The sequence below is a fragment of the Qipengyuania triglochinis genome, assembly GCF_054655615.1.
Window position 1 is genome coordinate 95054 of record NZ_BAAHND010000004.1, and the last position, 15072, is coordinate 110125.

At 59.9% G+C, this 15072-nt stretch carries 13 protein-coding genes; 5 read left to right on the forward strand and 8 right to left on the reverse strand.

The genetic code is table 11. The features are described 5' to 3' along the window. Positions 1-50 precede the first annotated feature (50 nt). Together ACYQ0G_RS13610 and ACYQ0G_RS13615 are read right to left on the reverse strand one after the other, a co-directional pair. Complete coding sequence (locus ACYQ0G_RS13610; protein WP_460103605.1) at positions 51-3383, reverse strand: amidohydrolase family protein; 3333 nt, start codon at positions 3381-3383, stop codon at positions 51-53. An 84-nt stretch (positions 3384-3467) separates the two neighbouring features. Then, on the reverse strand, positions 3468-4496 hold the full coding sequence (locus ACYQ0G_RS13615) for a LacI family DNA-binding transcriptional regulator (protein ID WP_460103607.1): 1029 nt from the start codon (positions 4494-4496) through the stop codon (positions 3468-3470). A gap of 140 nt (positions 4497-4636) precedes the next feature. On the opposite strand from ACYQ0G_RS13615, the gene ACYQ0G_RS13620 reads away from it, so the two are divergent. Both ACYQ0G_RS13620 and ACYQ0G_RS13625 read left to right on the forward strand, forming a co-directional pair. Beyond that, positions 4637-6154: a flavin-containing monooxygenase gene (locus tag ACYQ0G_RS13620; protein ID WP_460103609.1), complete on the forward strand. Its 1518-nt coding sequence runs from the start codon at positions 4637-4639 to the stop codon at positions 6152-6154. Between the two features lie 33 nt (positions 6155-6187). Then, a complete protein-coding gene (locus tag ACYQ0G_RS13625) occupies positions 6188-6943 on the forward strand; it encodes a competence/damage-inducible protein A (protein ID WP_460103612.1) in 756 nt (251 codons plus the stop codon). Positions 6944-7028: 85 nt separating this feature from the next. On the opposite strand, the gene rplA is transcribed toward ACYQ0G_RS13625, so the two are convergent. Beyond that, positions 7029-7721, reverse strand: coding sequence for a 50S ribosomal protein L1 (gene rplA / locus ACYQ0G_RS13630; protein WP_460103615.1), 693 nt, complete (start codon positions 7719-7721; stop codon positions 7029-7031). Positions 7722-7725: 4 nt separating this feature from the next. Next, positions 7726-8157: a 50S ribosomal protein L11 gene (gene rplK, locus ACYQ0G_RS13635; protein ID WP_221542659.1), complete on the reverse strand. Its 432-nt coding sequence runs from the start codon at positions 8155-8157 to the stop codon at positions 7726-7728. Positions 8158-8598: 441 nt separating this feature from the next. On the opposite strand from rplK, the gene ACYQ0G_RS13640 reads away from it, so the two are divergent. Continuing rightward, positions 8599-9297 (forward strand): PspA/IM30 family protein, encoded by a 699-nt coding sequence (locus ACYQ0G_RS13640; RefSeq protein WP_460103619.1) that lies wholly within the window; start codon positions 8599-8601, stop codon positions 9295-9297. 75 nt (positions 9298-9372) lie between these two features. Then, the gene (locus tag ACYQ0G_RS13645) at positions 9373-10122 is read left to right on the forward strand and encodes a CPBP family intramembrane glutamic endopeptidase (protein ID WP_460103621.1); all 750 of its coding nucleotides are present in this window, start codon (positions 9373-9375) and stop codon (positions 10120-10122) included. Positions 10123-10196: 74 nt separating this feature from the next. Here ACYQ0G_RS13645 and nusG read toward each other — a convergent pair whose 3' ends face one another. Both nusG and secE read right to left on the reverse strand, forming a co-directional pair. Then, complete coding sequence (gene nusG / locus ACYQ0G_RS13650; RefSeq protein ID WP_221542656.1) at positions 10197-10733, reverse strand: transcription termination/antitermination protein NusG; 537 nt, start codon at positions 10731-10733, stop codon at positions 10197-10199. 22 nt (positions 10734-10755) lie between these two features. Next, on the reverse strand, positions 10756-10989 hold the full coding sequence (secE, locus tag ACYQ0G_RS13655) for a preprotein translocase subunit SecE (RefSeq protein WP_460103624.1): 234 nt from the start codon (positions 10987-10989) through the stop codon (positions 10756-10758). Positions 10990-11226: 237 nt separating this feature from the next. On the opposite strand from secE, the gene ACYQ0G_RS13660 reads away from it, so the two are divergent. Continuing rightward, a complete protein-coding gene (locus ACYQ0G_RS13660; protein ID WP_460103626.1) occupies positions 11227-12750 on the forward strand; it encodes an alanine/glycine:cation symporter family protein in 1524 nt (507 codons plus the stop codon). Positions 12751-12839: 89 nt separating this feature from the next. On the opposite strand, the gene ACYQ0G_RS13665 is transcribed toward ACYQ0G_RS13660, so the two are convergent. Beyond that, positions 12840-13004: a hypothetical protein gene (locus tag ACYQ0G_RS13665; RefSeq protein ID WP_221543212.1), complete on the reverse strand. Its 165-nt coding sequence runs from the start codon at positions 13002-13004 to the stop codon at positions 12840-12842. A gap of 181 nt (positions 13005-13185) precedes the next feature. Next, positions 13186-15012, reverse strand: coding sequence for a DUF885 domain-containing protein (locus ACYQ0G_RS13670; RefSeq protein WP_460103629.1), 1827 nt, complete (start codon positions 15010-15012; stop codon positions 13186-13188). Positions 15013-15072: the final 60 nt, after the last annotated feature.

Sequence of the window (15072 nt, forward strand, 5' to 3'; positions counted from 1 at the left end):
CGTTACTGTTCGAGGGGCGGCCACGGCATTTGCTGCGGCCGCCCTTCAATTCATTCCCACCAATAAGGCATCCGGCGGTCATCCCCAGTGATCGTTTCGTTCATCGTACGAGCATCGTACAGACGGCCGCCAAGCATCACCTGAGCGATATCATCCGAGTTACGAATGTCCTGCGCCGGATCGCCGGTAAGGATCACCAAGTCGGCCAGTTTGCCAACCTCGAGGCTTCCGACATCGCGATCCATGCCGAGCGACTTTGCCGACTCAATCGTTCCTGCACGCAGCGCCTCCACCGGTGTCATTCCGCCACGTACGAAGCTCCATAGCTCCCAGTGGGCGGCAATTCCGGCCTGCTGCCCATGTGCGCCGATGCTGACCTTCACGCCGCGATCGGCAAGCTTCTTAGCTTCGCGCGCAGAATTATCATCAACGAACGCCCATTCCGGCGCCTTGATGCGGCGTCCCGTTTCGGCGAGCAGCATCTTGGGTGGAGTATGTACCAGCAGCGGGTTGTCGAACACATCGGTCGCCTGACGCCAGTATGGATCGGCTGCAAGGCCACCATATGTGACGACAAGTGTCGGCGTGTAGTTCGTGTCCGAGCCGCCGAACATCTGCAGGACGTCATCGTACATAACGTCGACGGGAATGTTATGTTCAAGCGTCGAGTTGCCATCGGCAACGAGATTCATGTCCATCCCGAAGAGCGAGCCACCTTCGGCAACAACCAGCATGTTTTCCGCACGTGCGGCAGCCACAACCTGCTGACGCTGCTCACGCCTCGGCTGATTGTAGTTCTTCACGCTGATCCCACCTTGCGCCTTGATCCGGCGAACGTGGGCCAGAGCATCCTCATAGCTATCTACACGGGCATAGACGCCAGGAGACTTCGCACCATAGATAATCTCGCCAGTCGAGAATATCCGCGGCGCCAACAAGCTTCCTGCCCGCTGCCGTTCCGAGGCAGAGAAGATCATACTGGCAGAAGAGGATGGGTCGTGGAGGGTTGTGGTACCCAGCGCGAGATTCTGGACCAGCGACCAGTTCTGCTGCGGAACCAGATCGCCAACCCCTTGCGCGCCGTGCGCGTGAGCATCGACCAGACCCGGAATTATGGTCTGGCCAGCAGCGTCTACGAGCGTAGCTACCGATGGGATAGTAACGTCCGATGCTGGGCCTATCGCGACTACCCGATCTCCTTCGATCACAATCGCGCCGTTTTCGATTGTACCCGCGCCGCCCCCTGTCATCGTGTGGATGCGCGCACCTGTGATGGCAACGGTTCCACTAGGCTTGTCTGCACGGATGGTCCGCGCGAGAGACGTACCAATATCCGGAGGAGTGAATTTTGGCGCGTTCTCACTCGGTGACGTCGGTGTCAGAGCGGAGGTGCTGGCACGATAAAGCACGGGCCCCATAGACCAGTGCAGTGTCGAACCATTGTCGGTCCAGCCAATATAATCGGCACCTCCTTTGCTGACCCGTGTAACGGGCAGCGAGCTGGCCTTTTCGCCTACGGTAACCGTTTGCCCACCGGGCAACAGCGGCATGGCGAAGACTTCGTAGTTCTGGCGGAAGGCGACATAGTCGCCGCGTGGGCTTACCTTGAAGTCGTTCGCGAGTTCGCCTTGCGCATGAACGCGCCGCGCTTCGCCATCCAGATCCGCAGATATGAGTTGAAGATTGCCCTCGGCCCGAGCGAGCATGAAAACGCGATCGTTATCCGCACCAAACTGCGGTGTAGAGGTATCGCGGGCTATCAGACGCGGTGTTCCGCCAGATGCCGGGACAGAATAGACACCCTCGTTCTCCGAATAATTCGGGGATGTCAGGTAGCCACCTCCGCGCTTCTCGAAGACGATGGTGTCTCCTTCGGGAGAAAATTGAGGGAGCGCATAGTGGCCCTGCTGCCCGGTCACCATTCGCTCGTTACGCCCGCGCGGATCCACCGTCACGATCTTGCCAAGACCACTGTCGGTCCAGCGTACGAAGGCGATCCGCCTCCCATCACGAGACCACGCAGGCCATAGCTCCAAGCTGTCGTTCGAACTGGAAGTGAGGCGCGATGGCGCTGCGTCGCTGCCAACGGGCTTGACGTATAGCTTGCCGAGGCTTTCGAAAACTACGGTGCGCCCATCGGGAGATACGCTGGCGAAACGTGGGATTTTGGCAGTGAAGCTCTCAGGCGCAACGTCGATAACCGGATGGGGTGCAGAGGCGACCTTGCGGGTATCATTAATGCGGAATGGTATCTCGCGCGCGCCCGAACCATCGGCTGACACTCGTTGGAGTTTACCGCCCGCCCAGACCACCAGTCCGGAATTGTCGGGCATCCAATCCATCATCGGATAGACACCATAAACCGCCCAGGTTTCCTGCATATCCAGATCGAGCGAGCCATAAATCATCCGCTCTTCGCCCGTGCCGAGGTCCTTCACCCAAAGCTGGGTCTGGTCCTTGTCACGCCGCACGAAGGCCAGCTTCTTGCCGTCAGGCGAAGGTGTGGGGCGTACTGCGCCACCATAGCCACCGACTGCCGTGGTGACTTCGCCGGTGTCGATATCATAGCGCTCGATATTGAATATGCCGGCGTTAGAATCCTGCGCATATTCGAAGATCGGACCCGGCGAGACGTTGCGAGTATAATAGATCGCGTTTCCATCGGGAGCGTAGATCGGTTCACCCAGCTCCTTCTGCAGAACTTCACTGGCACGTTTGACCAGCTGAACACCGCCGCCACCGGAGACGTGATAGAGCCAGATTTCACCCGTCCCGAGGCTTCGCTGAGTGGTGAAATGCTTCTTGGCGACAATGTATTGCCCATCGGGCGACCAGCTGGGCTGGTTGATCAAACGAAAGTCTTCTTTCGTGACCTGCAGCTTGTTCGAGCCGTCTGCGTTCATGATCCAGAGGTTATCGCCACCGGCACGGTCCGAAATGAATGCCAAGCGATTGCCGTCCGGAGAGAAGCGAGGCTGCACTTCCCAAGCCAGGCCTTCGGCGATCCGCGTCGGCGTCCCGCCCGAAACCGGCATGGTGTAGATATCACCCAACAAGGAGAAGGCGAGCGTGCGACCATCAGGCGACACGTCGACATCCATCCAGGTTCCTTCATCGGTGTTGATCGCGACTTCGCGCAAGGCCGCGCCTCGGGGAGCCGTCACATCCCAGCTTTCGTCCTTCTCGCCTTCACCCGCGATCGGCACAGTGGCCGCAGCGGCATCGACTTGTTCGCCGCTTCCTTCAGGCGGCAACCCGTCCTGCGATGCGTCGACTTCCTGCTCTTCAACCGGATTGGGACTTGGATCGGGCTCCTGACTTTGAGCGTGGGCGGTTCCAGCGCAAAGGACGAGCGCGAGAGCGGATGCGATGCTTGTTTTCATTCGAGATCTCTCCCCTAAGAGATTGGATGCGGGAGCTTAGACCGCAGCATGTTTGCTTGGCAAAGCGCCAATCGACGAAAAGCGTTACTTGGCGCTTGCGCGCTCGACCAGACGGACAGGAACCCGCCGTTCGGCACGTTCACCTTCTCCGGCGAGGGCCGTTTCCACCAGCAGTCTGCCCGCTTCGGCGAAGTCGGGTTCCACGGTGGTCAGCGGCGGGTTGCTGAAAGCGCCAGATCCCAGTCCATCGAAACCTATGACCCCCACGTCGGCCGGCACGGCAACTTCGCGGGCGGCAAGTTCGTCGAGAGCCCCTAAAGCCATGGCATCACAGGCGAAAAACAGCCCATCGAACGCTGCGCCGCTTTCTTGGAGCGCGATCACCGAACTGCGCCCCTGCGTCACGCGATCCGCGCCTTCCGACACCACTGCTTCGCGCGGGTTCAATCCGGCCGCCGACATTGCAATTCGATAACCTTCATAGCGCTCGCGAAACTGGCGCTGGGAGGAATTCGGATCTCCGACGAAAACGATGTTTTTGGCGCCGCCTGCAATAAGCTTTTCGACTGCAAGTCGGCCACCATCCAGATTGTCCGACCGGACCCAGACCGCATCATCGAAAGGCGAACCCCAAAAAGCGATAGCATGGCTCTGAGTAGCGACCTGGCGAAAATAGTCCCAGGCGGGTCCGTTGCTGGCCGTTCCGATCACCACCACGCCATCGGCCTGGCGCCGCCCCACATAGTGGCCGAACAATTCCTCTTCCCGCGCCTGGAAAGAAACCAGGGCTTCGTATCCGCGCTCCGCCGCGGCGGCGCACGTGCTGCCCAGCAAGCTGTAATAGAAGGGATTCATAGCCGCGGGCCCCTGCCCGTCGCGACCAATCACCACAATTGCGATCGTCCCGGTCTCCCCCTTGCGCAATCCGGCTGCGCGCATGTTCACATGATAACCCAATTCGGCAGCCGCCTGCTCTACCCGGCGACGGGTAGCTTCGGTAATCGTTTCCGAACCGGACAGGGCCCGGCTGACCGTAGACTGGCTAACCCCGGCGCGCTCAGCAACGTCGATCGACGTGACTCGGTGCGGGCGCCCGTTACCCTCTTTTGTCATGGCATCTCCTCACTCCATCCCGCCCTAGCCGAGCCACCTCATTAAGGCGAGAGCACGAACGTCGATCAAGGGCCCACTTCCCGGTTTTATTCCGCAACTCGTACTTTCCCTTGCTCACAGCTTGGGATAGCCTTCCCTGCATGGGAGAGAGACCAACTAGCAGCCGCGCGACCGATTTAGACGTGCTGATCGTAGGCGCGGGCCTATCCGGCATCGGCATGGCCGCACACATGAAGGAAAAGTCGCCGGGGCACAGCTTCGCTATTGTCGAGCGGCGGGACGACCTTGGTGGCACATGGGACCTGTTCCGCTATCCCGGCGTGAGATCAGACAGCGACATGCACACGCTGGGGTTCGAATTCGAGCCATGGAAGCACGAGAAGACCATAGCCGACAGGCCGGCAATCCTCGACTATCTCCATCGTGTCGTCGACGAGCGCGACATTCGCCGGCATATCCGGTTCCAGCACAAGGTTATCTCAGCAGACTTTCGAAAGGCCGATGCCCGCTGGCACGTGACGCTCGAAATGCCCGATGGTGAGCGTAAGATGCTTACCGCTAACTGGCTCTATCTCGGCTCGGGCTACTATGATTACGACGAGGCCTATGATCCAGGTTTCGAGTTCGGAGAATTTGAAGGGCAGGTTCTGCATCCACAGTTCTGGCCGAAAGATCTGGACTATTCCGATAAGCAGGTTGTTGTGATCGGGTCCGGGGCAACTGCAGTCACGCTCGTTCCTTCCATGGCAAAGAAGGCGGCAAAGGTGACCATGCTGCAGCGGACGCCGACATGGATGTTCTCGCGCCCGGCAAAAGACCGTATTGCCAACTTCCTACGTAAAGTTCTGCCGGAGAAGGTCGCCTATGCGGTTACCCGATGGAAGAACATCACGATGCAGGACTTCACGTTCAAGCTTGCTCGGCGGAAGCCGAAAAAGATGCGCGCCATTCTCCACAAACGCATCCGCCAATCCATGGGAGAAGATTACGATCTCGCCGCCTTTACCCCACCGTACAATCCATGGAACCAGCGGCTTTGCCTGATCCCTGATGACGATCTGTTCGACGCGATCAAGCGCGGCAAAGCCGACATAGTTACCGGCCACATCCAGGCCTTCGAGAAGGGCGGCGCCCGGCTGACCGACGATCGTTTTCTGGCAGCGGATATCGTCGTCACGGCTACCGGTCTTAAACTCGCCGTCGCCGGCAAGATCGCGCTTACACTCGAAGGCCACCCGATCGATCTGGCGGATCGTTACTATTACAAGGGATGCATGTTCTCGAACCTGCCGAACCTTGCGGTGGTATTCGGCTATCTCAATGCGAGCTGGACCTTGCGGGCGGACATCAATGCAGATTTCATCTGCCGCGTGCTGAATGCGATGGCCGAAGAAGGCGCGGATATCGCAACACCCTATCTGCCGCAGAACCACGCGCTGGAAGAGGACAACATATTCGATTTCTCATCCGGTTATATCCAGCGCAGCAGGCATCTCATGCCGAAGAATGCGGTGGAATATCCCTGGCGGCTCAATCAGGAATATGTGGTCGATCGCAAGCGGATGAAGAGGGATCCGGTCGATGACGGGATCCTGGTGCTCAGCCGGAAAGGCGATGCTGCGGCAAAGAATGACGCCCGCTTGCAAGCTGCCAGGTAGCTTTCGCTCGATTAGCGCAGTAGGTCTCTCGTCATGACCGATCGTATCTATACTGCCGGCCTCGTTGTCATCGGTGACGAGATCCTGTCCGGACGCACCCATGACAAGAACATCGCCCAGGTCGCCAGCTGGCTGCAGGTCCAGGGTATCCGCCTGTCCGAAGTGCGGGTGGTGCCGGATGTGGTCGAGCGGATCGTCGAGGCGGTCAATGCGCTGCGCGAGAGCTACGACTATCTCTTCACCACCGGAGGCATCGGCCCCACGCATGACGACATCACCGTCGATGCCGTGTCCCAAGCGCTGGGAGTGCCGGTGATTGTCCATCCGGAAGCCCACGCCATTCTGGAACGGTATTATGCCGACAAGGGCGGCCTTAACGAAGGCCGTCTGCGCATGGCGCGTACGCCCGAGGGAGCGGAACTGATACCAAACCGCATGTCGGGCGCGCCGGGAATCCGCATCGACAATGTCCACCTGATGGCCGGCGTGCCGCACATCACGGCGGGTATGCTCGACGCGCTTACCGGCAGCCTTGAGGGAGGGGCGCCGCTGATTGCCGAAACCGTGGGCGGCTTCATCCCTGAAAGCGAGGTTTCGGAACTGCTGCGCGATGTCGAGAAAGCGCATGAGAATTGCCAGATCGGCAGTTACCCCTTCTTCAAGGAAGGGAAAGTCGGGGCGAATTTCGTGATCCGCTCAACCGATCGCGACGAGCTGGACGCCTGCATGGCGGCGCTATGCGAAGGACTGGCGCAGGCCGGTTTCATCTTCACCCCCGGCGGAATCTGAAGCGACAATGAGAAAGGGCCGGAGGTTTCCCCCCGGCCCTAATCTGATCCTACCGATGTAGGAAAGCTGTTTCGTTCGAAGCTGCTTACGCGCCTTCGACTTCGCCGAGGTCGACCTTGAGGCCGGGACCCATCGAGCTGGTCAGCGTGATCTTGCGGACATACTTGCCCTTGGCACCCGACGGCTTCGCCTTGACGATCGCGTCGGTAAGAGCCTTGAAGTTGGTCTTCAGGTCTTCGTCCTTGAACGACAGCTTGCCGATGCCGGAGTGGATGATGCCCTGCTTTTCAACGCGGAATTCGACCTGGCCGCCCTTGGCGTCCTTAACGGCCTGTTCCACGTTCGGCGTAACCGTGCCGAGCTTCGGGTTCGGCATCAGGCCCTTGGGACCCAGAACCTTACCGAGACGGCCGACGACACCCATCATGTCCGGCGTCGCGATGACGCGGTCATAGTCGAGGTTGCCGTTCTGCATGTCTTCCATGAGGTCTTCCGCACCGACCTTGTCTGCACCGGCAGCCAGAGCCTTCTCGGCATTGTCGCCCTTGGCGAACACGGCGACCTTCACGTCCTTGCCGGTACCGCTCGGGAGCGAAACCATGCCGCGGACCATCTGGTCGGCGTGGCGCGGATCGACGCCGAGGTTCATCGCAACTTCGACGGTTTCGTCGAACTTCGACTTGTGCTCGCGCAGCGTGGCGAGAGCTTCGTCGACCGTGTAAAGCTTCTCATTGTCGAGCTTTGCGCGGACCTGCTGGTTCTTCGTCTGCTTTGCCATGTGCTTAGCCCTCCACCACTTCGAGGCCCATCGAACGCGCGGAGCCTTCGATGATCTTCATGGCCTGATCGATATCGTTCGCATTGAGGTCGACCATCTTGGCTTCGGCGATTTCCTTGATCGCGCTCTGCTTGATGGTTCCGGCCGAAACCTTGCCCGGCTCCTTCGAGCCCGACTTCAGCTTGGCAGCCTTCTTCAGGTAGAACGATGCCGGCGGGGTCTTGGTGACGAAAGTGAACGAACGGTCCGCATAGACGGTGATGACCGTCGGGATCGGAGCGCCCTTTTCGAGGTCCTGCGTGGCAGCGTTGAACGCCTTACAGAATTCCATGATGTTCACACCGCGCTGACCCAGCGCAGGGCCGATGGGCGGCGAGGGGTTTGCAGTGCCGGCTGGCACCTGCAACTTGATGTAGCCTTCAATCTTCTTGGCCATCACTGGCCTCCTTTCACACTGTCGGCACCATCGATCGACGATGCCTCATGTTGAGCGGTCGAGCGGCCTGCCCCGTGATGGATGGCAGTCCTCCCGCGTGGACTTCCCGTAACTGTCGTCTGGGAAGGCGCGCACATAGCGATTCTGCCCGTAATTGCAAGCATCGCCGGATGTTGGATTGCCCCTGAGGCAGTCCTACAGGATGGAGCACATGGAGCACACCCCTGGAGATAAAAACGCCGGCGCCCGCAAAGGCCCTCTTCCGAAGGCAAACCTCTGGAGGGATGATAGCTAATCATCGGTCCTTTATGGCCGCTTTCGACCTTGTAGGAAATCGTTGCAGGCCCGTTTCGCGCGGCCAGTCGGGCGATGGTTTTAGTAAGCGGAAATTTACCCATTCCCCGCTAATCGGGACGGCGGGGCAACAGGGGAAGCCATACCATGTTTCGCATTACGGTTCAGGTCCGTGAACTCATTTCAAGCAACGTCACAAGCGCTCTCGATGCGGCGTCGAACCCGGCAAAGATGCTCAACCGCCTTCAGCGTGAAATCGAGGACGCGATCATCGACCTCCATGGCGAATTATCCAAGGCGCGCCGGCAGAAAGAGCGCCTGCAAACCGAACTGACGCAAACCGAGGATCGCGCAGCTGCGTGGTCCGAAAAGGCCAAGGTAGCAATGAACCATGGTCGTGAGGATCTTGCCCGGCAGGCGCTCATGGCCCGCGAAGATTGCCGGGGCAGGCAGGAGCGGATTGACCGCGATATCGATGGCCTTGCGGCGGACATTACCGAAATGGAAAGTGCGATCGGGGACCTCGAAAGCAAACGCGATGAGGTGCGGCAGCGCCATGCCGATCTGGTGGCAGCCGATGCCGAGGCCAACTCGGCCGGTGCCGACCGCCAATATGGCAGCCGGACCGAGCGCCGCCTCGACCATATCGATGCGCTGGAAAAGCGGACAGCCTTCGCGGTAGAAGCAGGCGCAGATAGCTGCTCCAACGCCGCCATCGAACGCGAGATCGAAGAAATGCGCCGGGGCCAGGCGATCGAGGAAGAACTCGCTGCCATGCGTCAGGATAAAACTTCGGGTGCGAAGAAACGTGCACCCAAAGGCGGAAAACGCACCAAGGCGGCGTGATCGCCCGATAGCAAGCTGTTAGGGGATTGGCGGCGGGCACTTGCTCCGCCCGATCCACCATAAGAAAGACTGCGCATGATCCGAACCGATGCACGCGAACTGGGCTGGGGCCGGTTCATCTGGCAGTTCCTGACGGTCCTACTGGTCTATTTTTTAGCCCAATTGCCAGCCGCTTTCATCTGGGGCTTCCAGACGGATGACGGCCAATTTTCGATCAGCTCGACCGGCGCAGCGGTCTCCACAGCGGGCGGCATGGCCGGGGCCTTGCTGATGGCATGGTACTGGCTGCGCCGCGATGGCGTGCTGGCGGATGCTTGGAACCTCAAAGCGCCGTCCAATTGGCTCTGGACGCTCGGTTGGGCGGCGGCAGCCACAGCCGCCATCATCGGCTGGTTCACGCTTGGCGCGATGCTGGTGGAGGCGGTCGGGCTGACCACGCCCGATGTCGGACAGGTGCTGGGCTGGGTCACCGAAAGCCCGTTCCACTTTGCCCTGTGGATCGCGCTGGTCGCGTTCTTCTCCGCCGGGTTCGGCGAGGAGCTGCTCTGGCGCGGTTATCTGATGGATCGCCTGTCGCGGCTTGGCGGCCTGCGCGGCAAGATGTGGCCGATCATCCTTATCCAGGCAGCCCTGTTCGGCCTGCCGCATGCCTATCAGGGGCTAGGCGGCGTAATCATCACCGGGGTCGTGGGCATCGGGTTTGGCTGGCTACGCTTCCACAACAAAGGCAATCTGTGGGCCTGCATCATCGCACATATCGCAGTGGACACGATCATGATGAGCCTGTCCTACGCCACCAAGCTGGGGATCATGCCAGCAACCTGATGTAGATCACCTGATGCAAAAAGGGCGCCCTTCCCATTGGAAGAGCGCCCTTTTTGAAATCGTTACGCTTGGTCTTACTTGACCAGTTCGACCTGCTCGAATTCCAGTTCCACCGGGGTGGCACGGCCGAAAATCGAAACCGAGACCTTGACCTTCTGCTTGTCGAAATCGAGTTCCTCGACGACACCGTTGAAGCTGGCGAAGGGCCCGTCGAGCACCTTGACCTGATCTCCGATTTCGTAATCGACGCTGACCTGCTTCTTGGGCGCGGACTTGGCTTCTTCGACACCGCCGAAATAGCGGGCAGCCTCACGTTCGGAAATGGCCTGCGGCTTATTGTTGTTGCCGAGGAAGCCGGTGACCTTGGGCGTGTTCTTCACGAGGTGATACACGTCGTCGGTCATGTTGAGCTTGGCCAGCACATAGCCGGGCATGAACTTGCGTTCGACCTGGACCTTCTTGCCGCGCTTTACTTCGGTGACGGTTTCGGTCGGGACCTGAACTTCTTCGACGCCTTCGGAAAGGCCAAGGCGTTCGGCCTCGGCGATGATCGAATCACGGACCTTGTTCTCGAAGCCGGAATAGGCGTGGATGATGTACCAGCGTGCCATGTGTCTCGTTACCCCTGTCAGATCAGGCCAGCGTCAGCAGCCAGCGCACCAAAGCGCCGAACAGCGAATCGACGCCGAGGAAGAAGAGCGAGAGGATCGTCATCATGATGAACACGAAGATCGCGATGCGGACCGTATCGGGCCATGTCGGCCATACGACCTTGCGGCCTTCGGTCTGTACCTGCCGGATGAATTCGGCGGGCGAGGTCTTGTTCGCTTTGGCGACCTTGGCTGTCTTGTCGGCGTTTTCGGCCATGATGAATGCGCTCTCGAAGCTAGAATTTTGTGTTGCTTCCGGGATGGGGGTTTCGCCGCCCCGATACAAGATCGGGAGGGGCTTTTCCTTCATCGATGTCGGAAGACGGAAAGCCGTCTAGGCGGACCGCAATAAAAACGCAAGTCGTGGGAAGGTGCGCAATTGCGCCTTTTCAAGCGCCCCCCGCGTAGCTAGCCTGCGCGCTTCTCGATTTCGGGACGCATGAGGGGAATTTCAATGGCAACAAGCCAACCGGCTACGTTCGACGAACGTCTGCTTGGCCCCGTCACCAATGTGGCGGATTTCATCTGGGGTGGAACGTGGAACGGTGAAACCGTCCTGCCTTTCCCACCGCTGGCAATCATCCTGCTGGGTGCAGGTTTGTGGTTCATGATCGGGCTTCGGCTCTATCCGGTCACCAACCTGCCCGCAGCAGTCAAGAACCTGTTCGCTGGCCGGAAGAAAGGCGGCGCCGGGGAAATCTCACCATTCGCCGCTCTGTCGACCGCGCTTTCGGGCCAGGTCGGGACCGGTAACCTTGCCGGTGTCGCAACGGCCATCGCACTTGGTGGACCGGGTGCAATCTTCTGGATGTGGATTACCGCCCTGTTCGGCATGGCGCTGGCTTTCGCCGAAGGTTCGCTGGCGATCCGTTATCGCGAAACCACCAGCGACGGCACGTATCGCGGCGGCCCGATGAGCTACATCATGCTCGGCCTTGGCCCCAAATGGACGTGGCTGGCGATCTTCTTCTGCATCGGCACGCTGATCAGCGCGCTGGTCACCGGCAACGGCATCCAGGCCAATGCGGTGGCAGATGGTCTCAACGAACTGTTCGGCATCGAGGAATGGCTCGGCGGGCTGATCGTGGCGATCCTGGTTTTCATCGTGATCATCGGCGGCATCAAGTCGATCGGCAATGTCGCGGAGAAGGTCGTCCCCTTCATGGCGGCAACCTATCTGGTGATGGCAGTCATCGCGATCCTGCTCAACATTCAGGACATCCCGGAAACCTTCAGCCGCATCTTCGGCGGGGCATTCAATGCCCAGTCGGCCAGCGGCGGTTTCGTGGGTGCAGCCGTGATCCTGGCAATCCGTGCCGGTGTGGCGCGCGGCCTGTTCTCGAACGAGGCCGGTCAGGGTTCGACCCCGATCGCTCACGCCGTGGCGCAGACCGACGATCCGCAGTTCCAGGGCCGCATGGCCATGCTGGGGACGTTCATCGATACGATCGTGATCTGCACCATGACGGCGCTGGTCATCCTGACCGTTGAAGGCAACTTCACGCATAATGGTGCGCCGGTGCTGCATGCATGGCAGGCCGATCTCGACGGCTTCGCCATGACCAGCGGTGCTTTCGCTGCGGCCTTCCCGTTCGAAATCGGTGCAATTCCGCTGGGCACGCTCATCGCCAGCATCGCGCTGCTGCTGTTCGTGTTCACCACGCTGCTGACCTGGAGCTATTACGGCGAACGTGCGCTGACCTTCATCTACGACCGCATCCCGGGTTCGACCCGCGGCGGCGAGAAGATCCTGCACATGGCGTGGCGCGTGCTCTGGTGCGTTGCGATCTTCGTCGGGGCGAGCCGGGAAAGCGACCTCATCTGGCGCATGGGCGATATCGCCAATGCCGTGATGGTGGTGCCCAACCTGCTTGCACTGATGCTGCTTTCCGGCGTGGTTTTCGCGCTGTCGCGCGGCGACAAGACGGCGGGCAAGACCTTCACCGCAGAGACGCCCGAGGAACCGGAGGAGTACTGATCTCCTCCGCCTCATCGAAGGCATAAAGAAGGGGCCGGGAGTATCGCTACTCCCGGCCCCTGTCTTTTATCGTTACTGAACCATTCTTGTCAGCGAGCACCGAACAGACGTGCGAGGAAACCCGGTTCTTCCATCGGGATGATCTTCCCGTGGTGTTTATAGCGAAGGCTGGCATCGCTATAAGTCTTGGGCTTCACCCACCCGTCGGGGCGGCTGCTGCGGTAGGACAAGCTCGACATGGGCAATTCCTCCATGAAATCTTTTCCCTTCGTCCGCCGAGTAGAACCCCCTACGCCCGAATCCGGTTCCCGCCCGTTCCGCGAAAGGGCCGCTCTCCCTGTGGAGCGGGGGCAACATTAACCATCGCAAGGCGCAGCTTTCCGCCGTCGGACGAATATTAGAAGAAGCTGCTTTTTTCGGTCAATCGCGAGGGAACTAGCTGCCCCCGCCAGCGATCCAGCGGTCGATCTTGGCTTCCAGAACGGGAAGCGGCAGCGCGCCAGTGTCCAGCACTTGGGCATGGAAATCGCGGATGTCGAAACGGTCTCCAAGCTTTGCCTCGGCGCGTTCGCGCAGTTCCTGGATCTTGAGCGCGCCGACCTTGTAGGCCAGCGCCTGGCTCGGGATGGCGATATACCGCTCCACCTCGGCGACCACTTCGGTTTCGGTCATGCCGCTGTTGGCCAGCATGAAGTCTATCGCCTGCTGGCGGGTCCAGCCCTTCGAATGAAGGCCGGTGTCCACCACCAGCCGCATCGCGCGCAGCTGTTCGTCCTGCAGCGTGCCATAGCGGTTCCAGGGGTCGTCGTAGAAGCCCATTTCATAGCCAAGTGTCTCGGCATAAAGCGCCCAGCCTTCAACATAGGAGGTCTTGCCGCCGAAGCGCATGAAGGCGGGCAGGTCTTCGTTTTCCTGCGCCAGGCTGATCTGGAAATGATGCCCGGGCGCGCCTTCGTGCAGGTAAAGCGTGACATTGCCGGTCGTCAGGCGACTGGGCAGGTCATAGGCGTTGAAGTAGAAGGTACCCGGCCGCGATCCGTCGGGGGCGCCGCTTTCATAGGACCCGCCCGCACTGAACTGCTCGCGATATTCCTCGTAAGGCTTGATCAGTAGCGGGGTTTTGGGAACCAGCGAGAAATAGTCGCCGATCTGCGCATCCACCTGTTTGCCGATATCGTAATAGGTCTGCGTCAGCGCCTCGCGGCTCGCTGGCTTGAACTGCGCATCGGTGCGGACGTAGTCAAAGAATTCATTGAGAGTGCCGCTAAAGCCGACCTCGTCCTTGGTTTCTTCTAGTGCCGTCTTGATCCGCGCAACTTCGGACAGGCCGAGATTGTGAAGGTAATCGGCGGTCAGAGGCAGCGTCGTGGTATCCTCGATCAGCTGGCGATAGAGCGCCGGCCCGCCCTTCATCTGCCCAAGACCCACGCTGCTGCGCGCCTTGGGGTAATATTCATCGCGCAGGAAATCGCGCATCCGTTCATGCGCGGCATAGATGTCCGCGATCGACGTGCGGTATTCGGTAGTCAGGCGTGATTTGTCGGCTTCCGAAAAATCGTCCGGGAAGTTGGTCACCGGCATCCAGAACGGCGAGTCGTCAATATCCATCGCCAGCTGGGTGTCGAGCTGGCTGATGACATTGCCGATCGTCAGCTGCGTTTCCAGCACACCGCTCGCCAGACCTTCACGGAAACGGGCGATCGCTCGATCGTTCAGTTCGACATAGTTCTGGTGCCGCTTGAGGTTGTTTTCATAATCCTCAACCGTGTCGAACGGCGCCGCGCTCTGCCCGCTGGCGAAGCCGGGATAGAAGGTGTGGAAGCCGGAGAAATGGTTCACCGGACGCACCTCGGTTACCGAGAGCAGATCAGGCGCAAGGGCCTTGAGCGCCTGTCGCTGATCGTATTCGAAAACGTCATAGGCCAGCTGATCTGTTTCATTGAGGGCACGGCGGTCGATCTGGCCGAGCTGGCGCAGATTCAGTTCGGCATCCGCCCGACTGGCATCGCTGTATTCGTCGGTCAGATAATCGCCCAGCCGGTCGGCATAGCGCATGTCGCCGCGGAACAGCGCGCTCATCGGATTGAGCGCGAGGCTACGTTCATCGGCGTCCTCGAACAGCGCAAAAAGCGCGTCATGCGCGGTAACCGATGCCGCCGCCTGATCTGATGCTGTGTCCGTCCCGGCAAGCTGGCCGGTGGTGGCGCAGGCGGCGAGAGAAAGAGCGGACGCGCCGATGAGCGCTGTGCGTACCAGTTTCATATCGAGATTACCCCCTAGTGATTGCCTGCGATCTGTAAGCCAGAAGGAAAAAACAAGAAA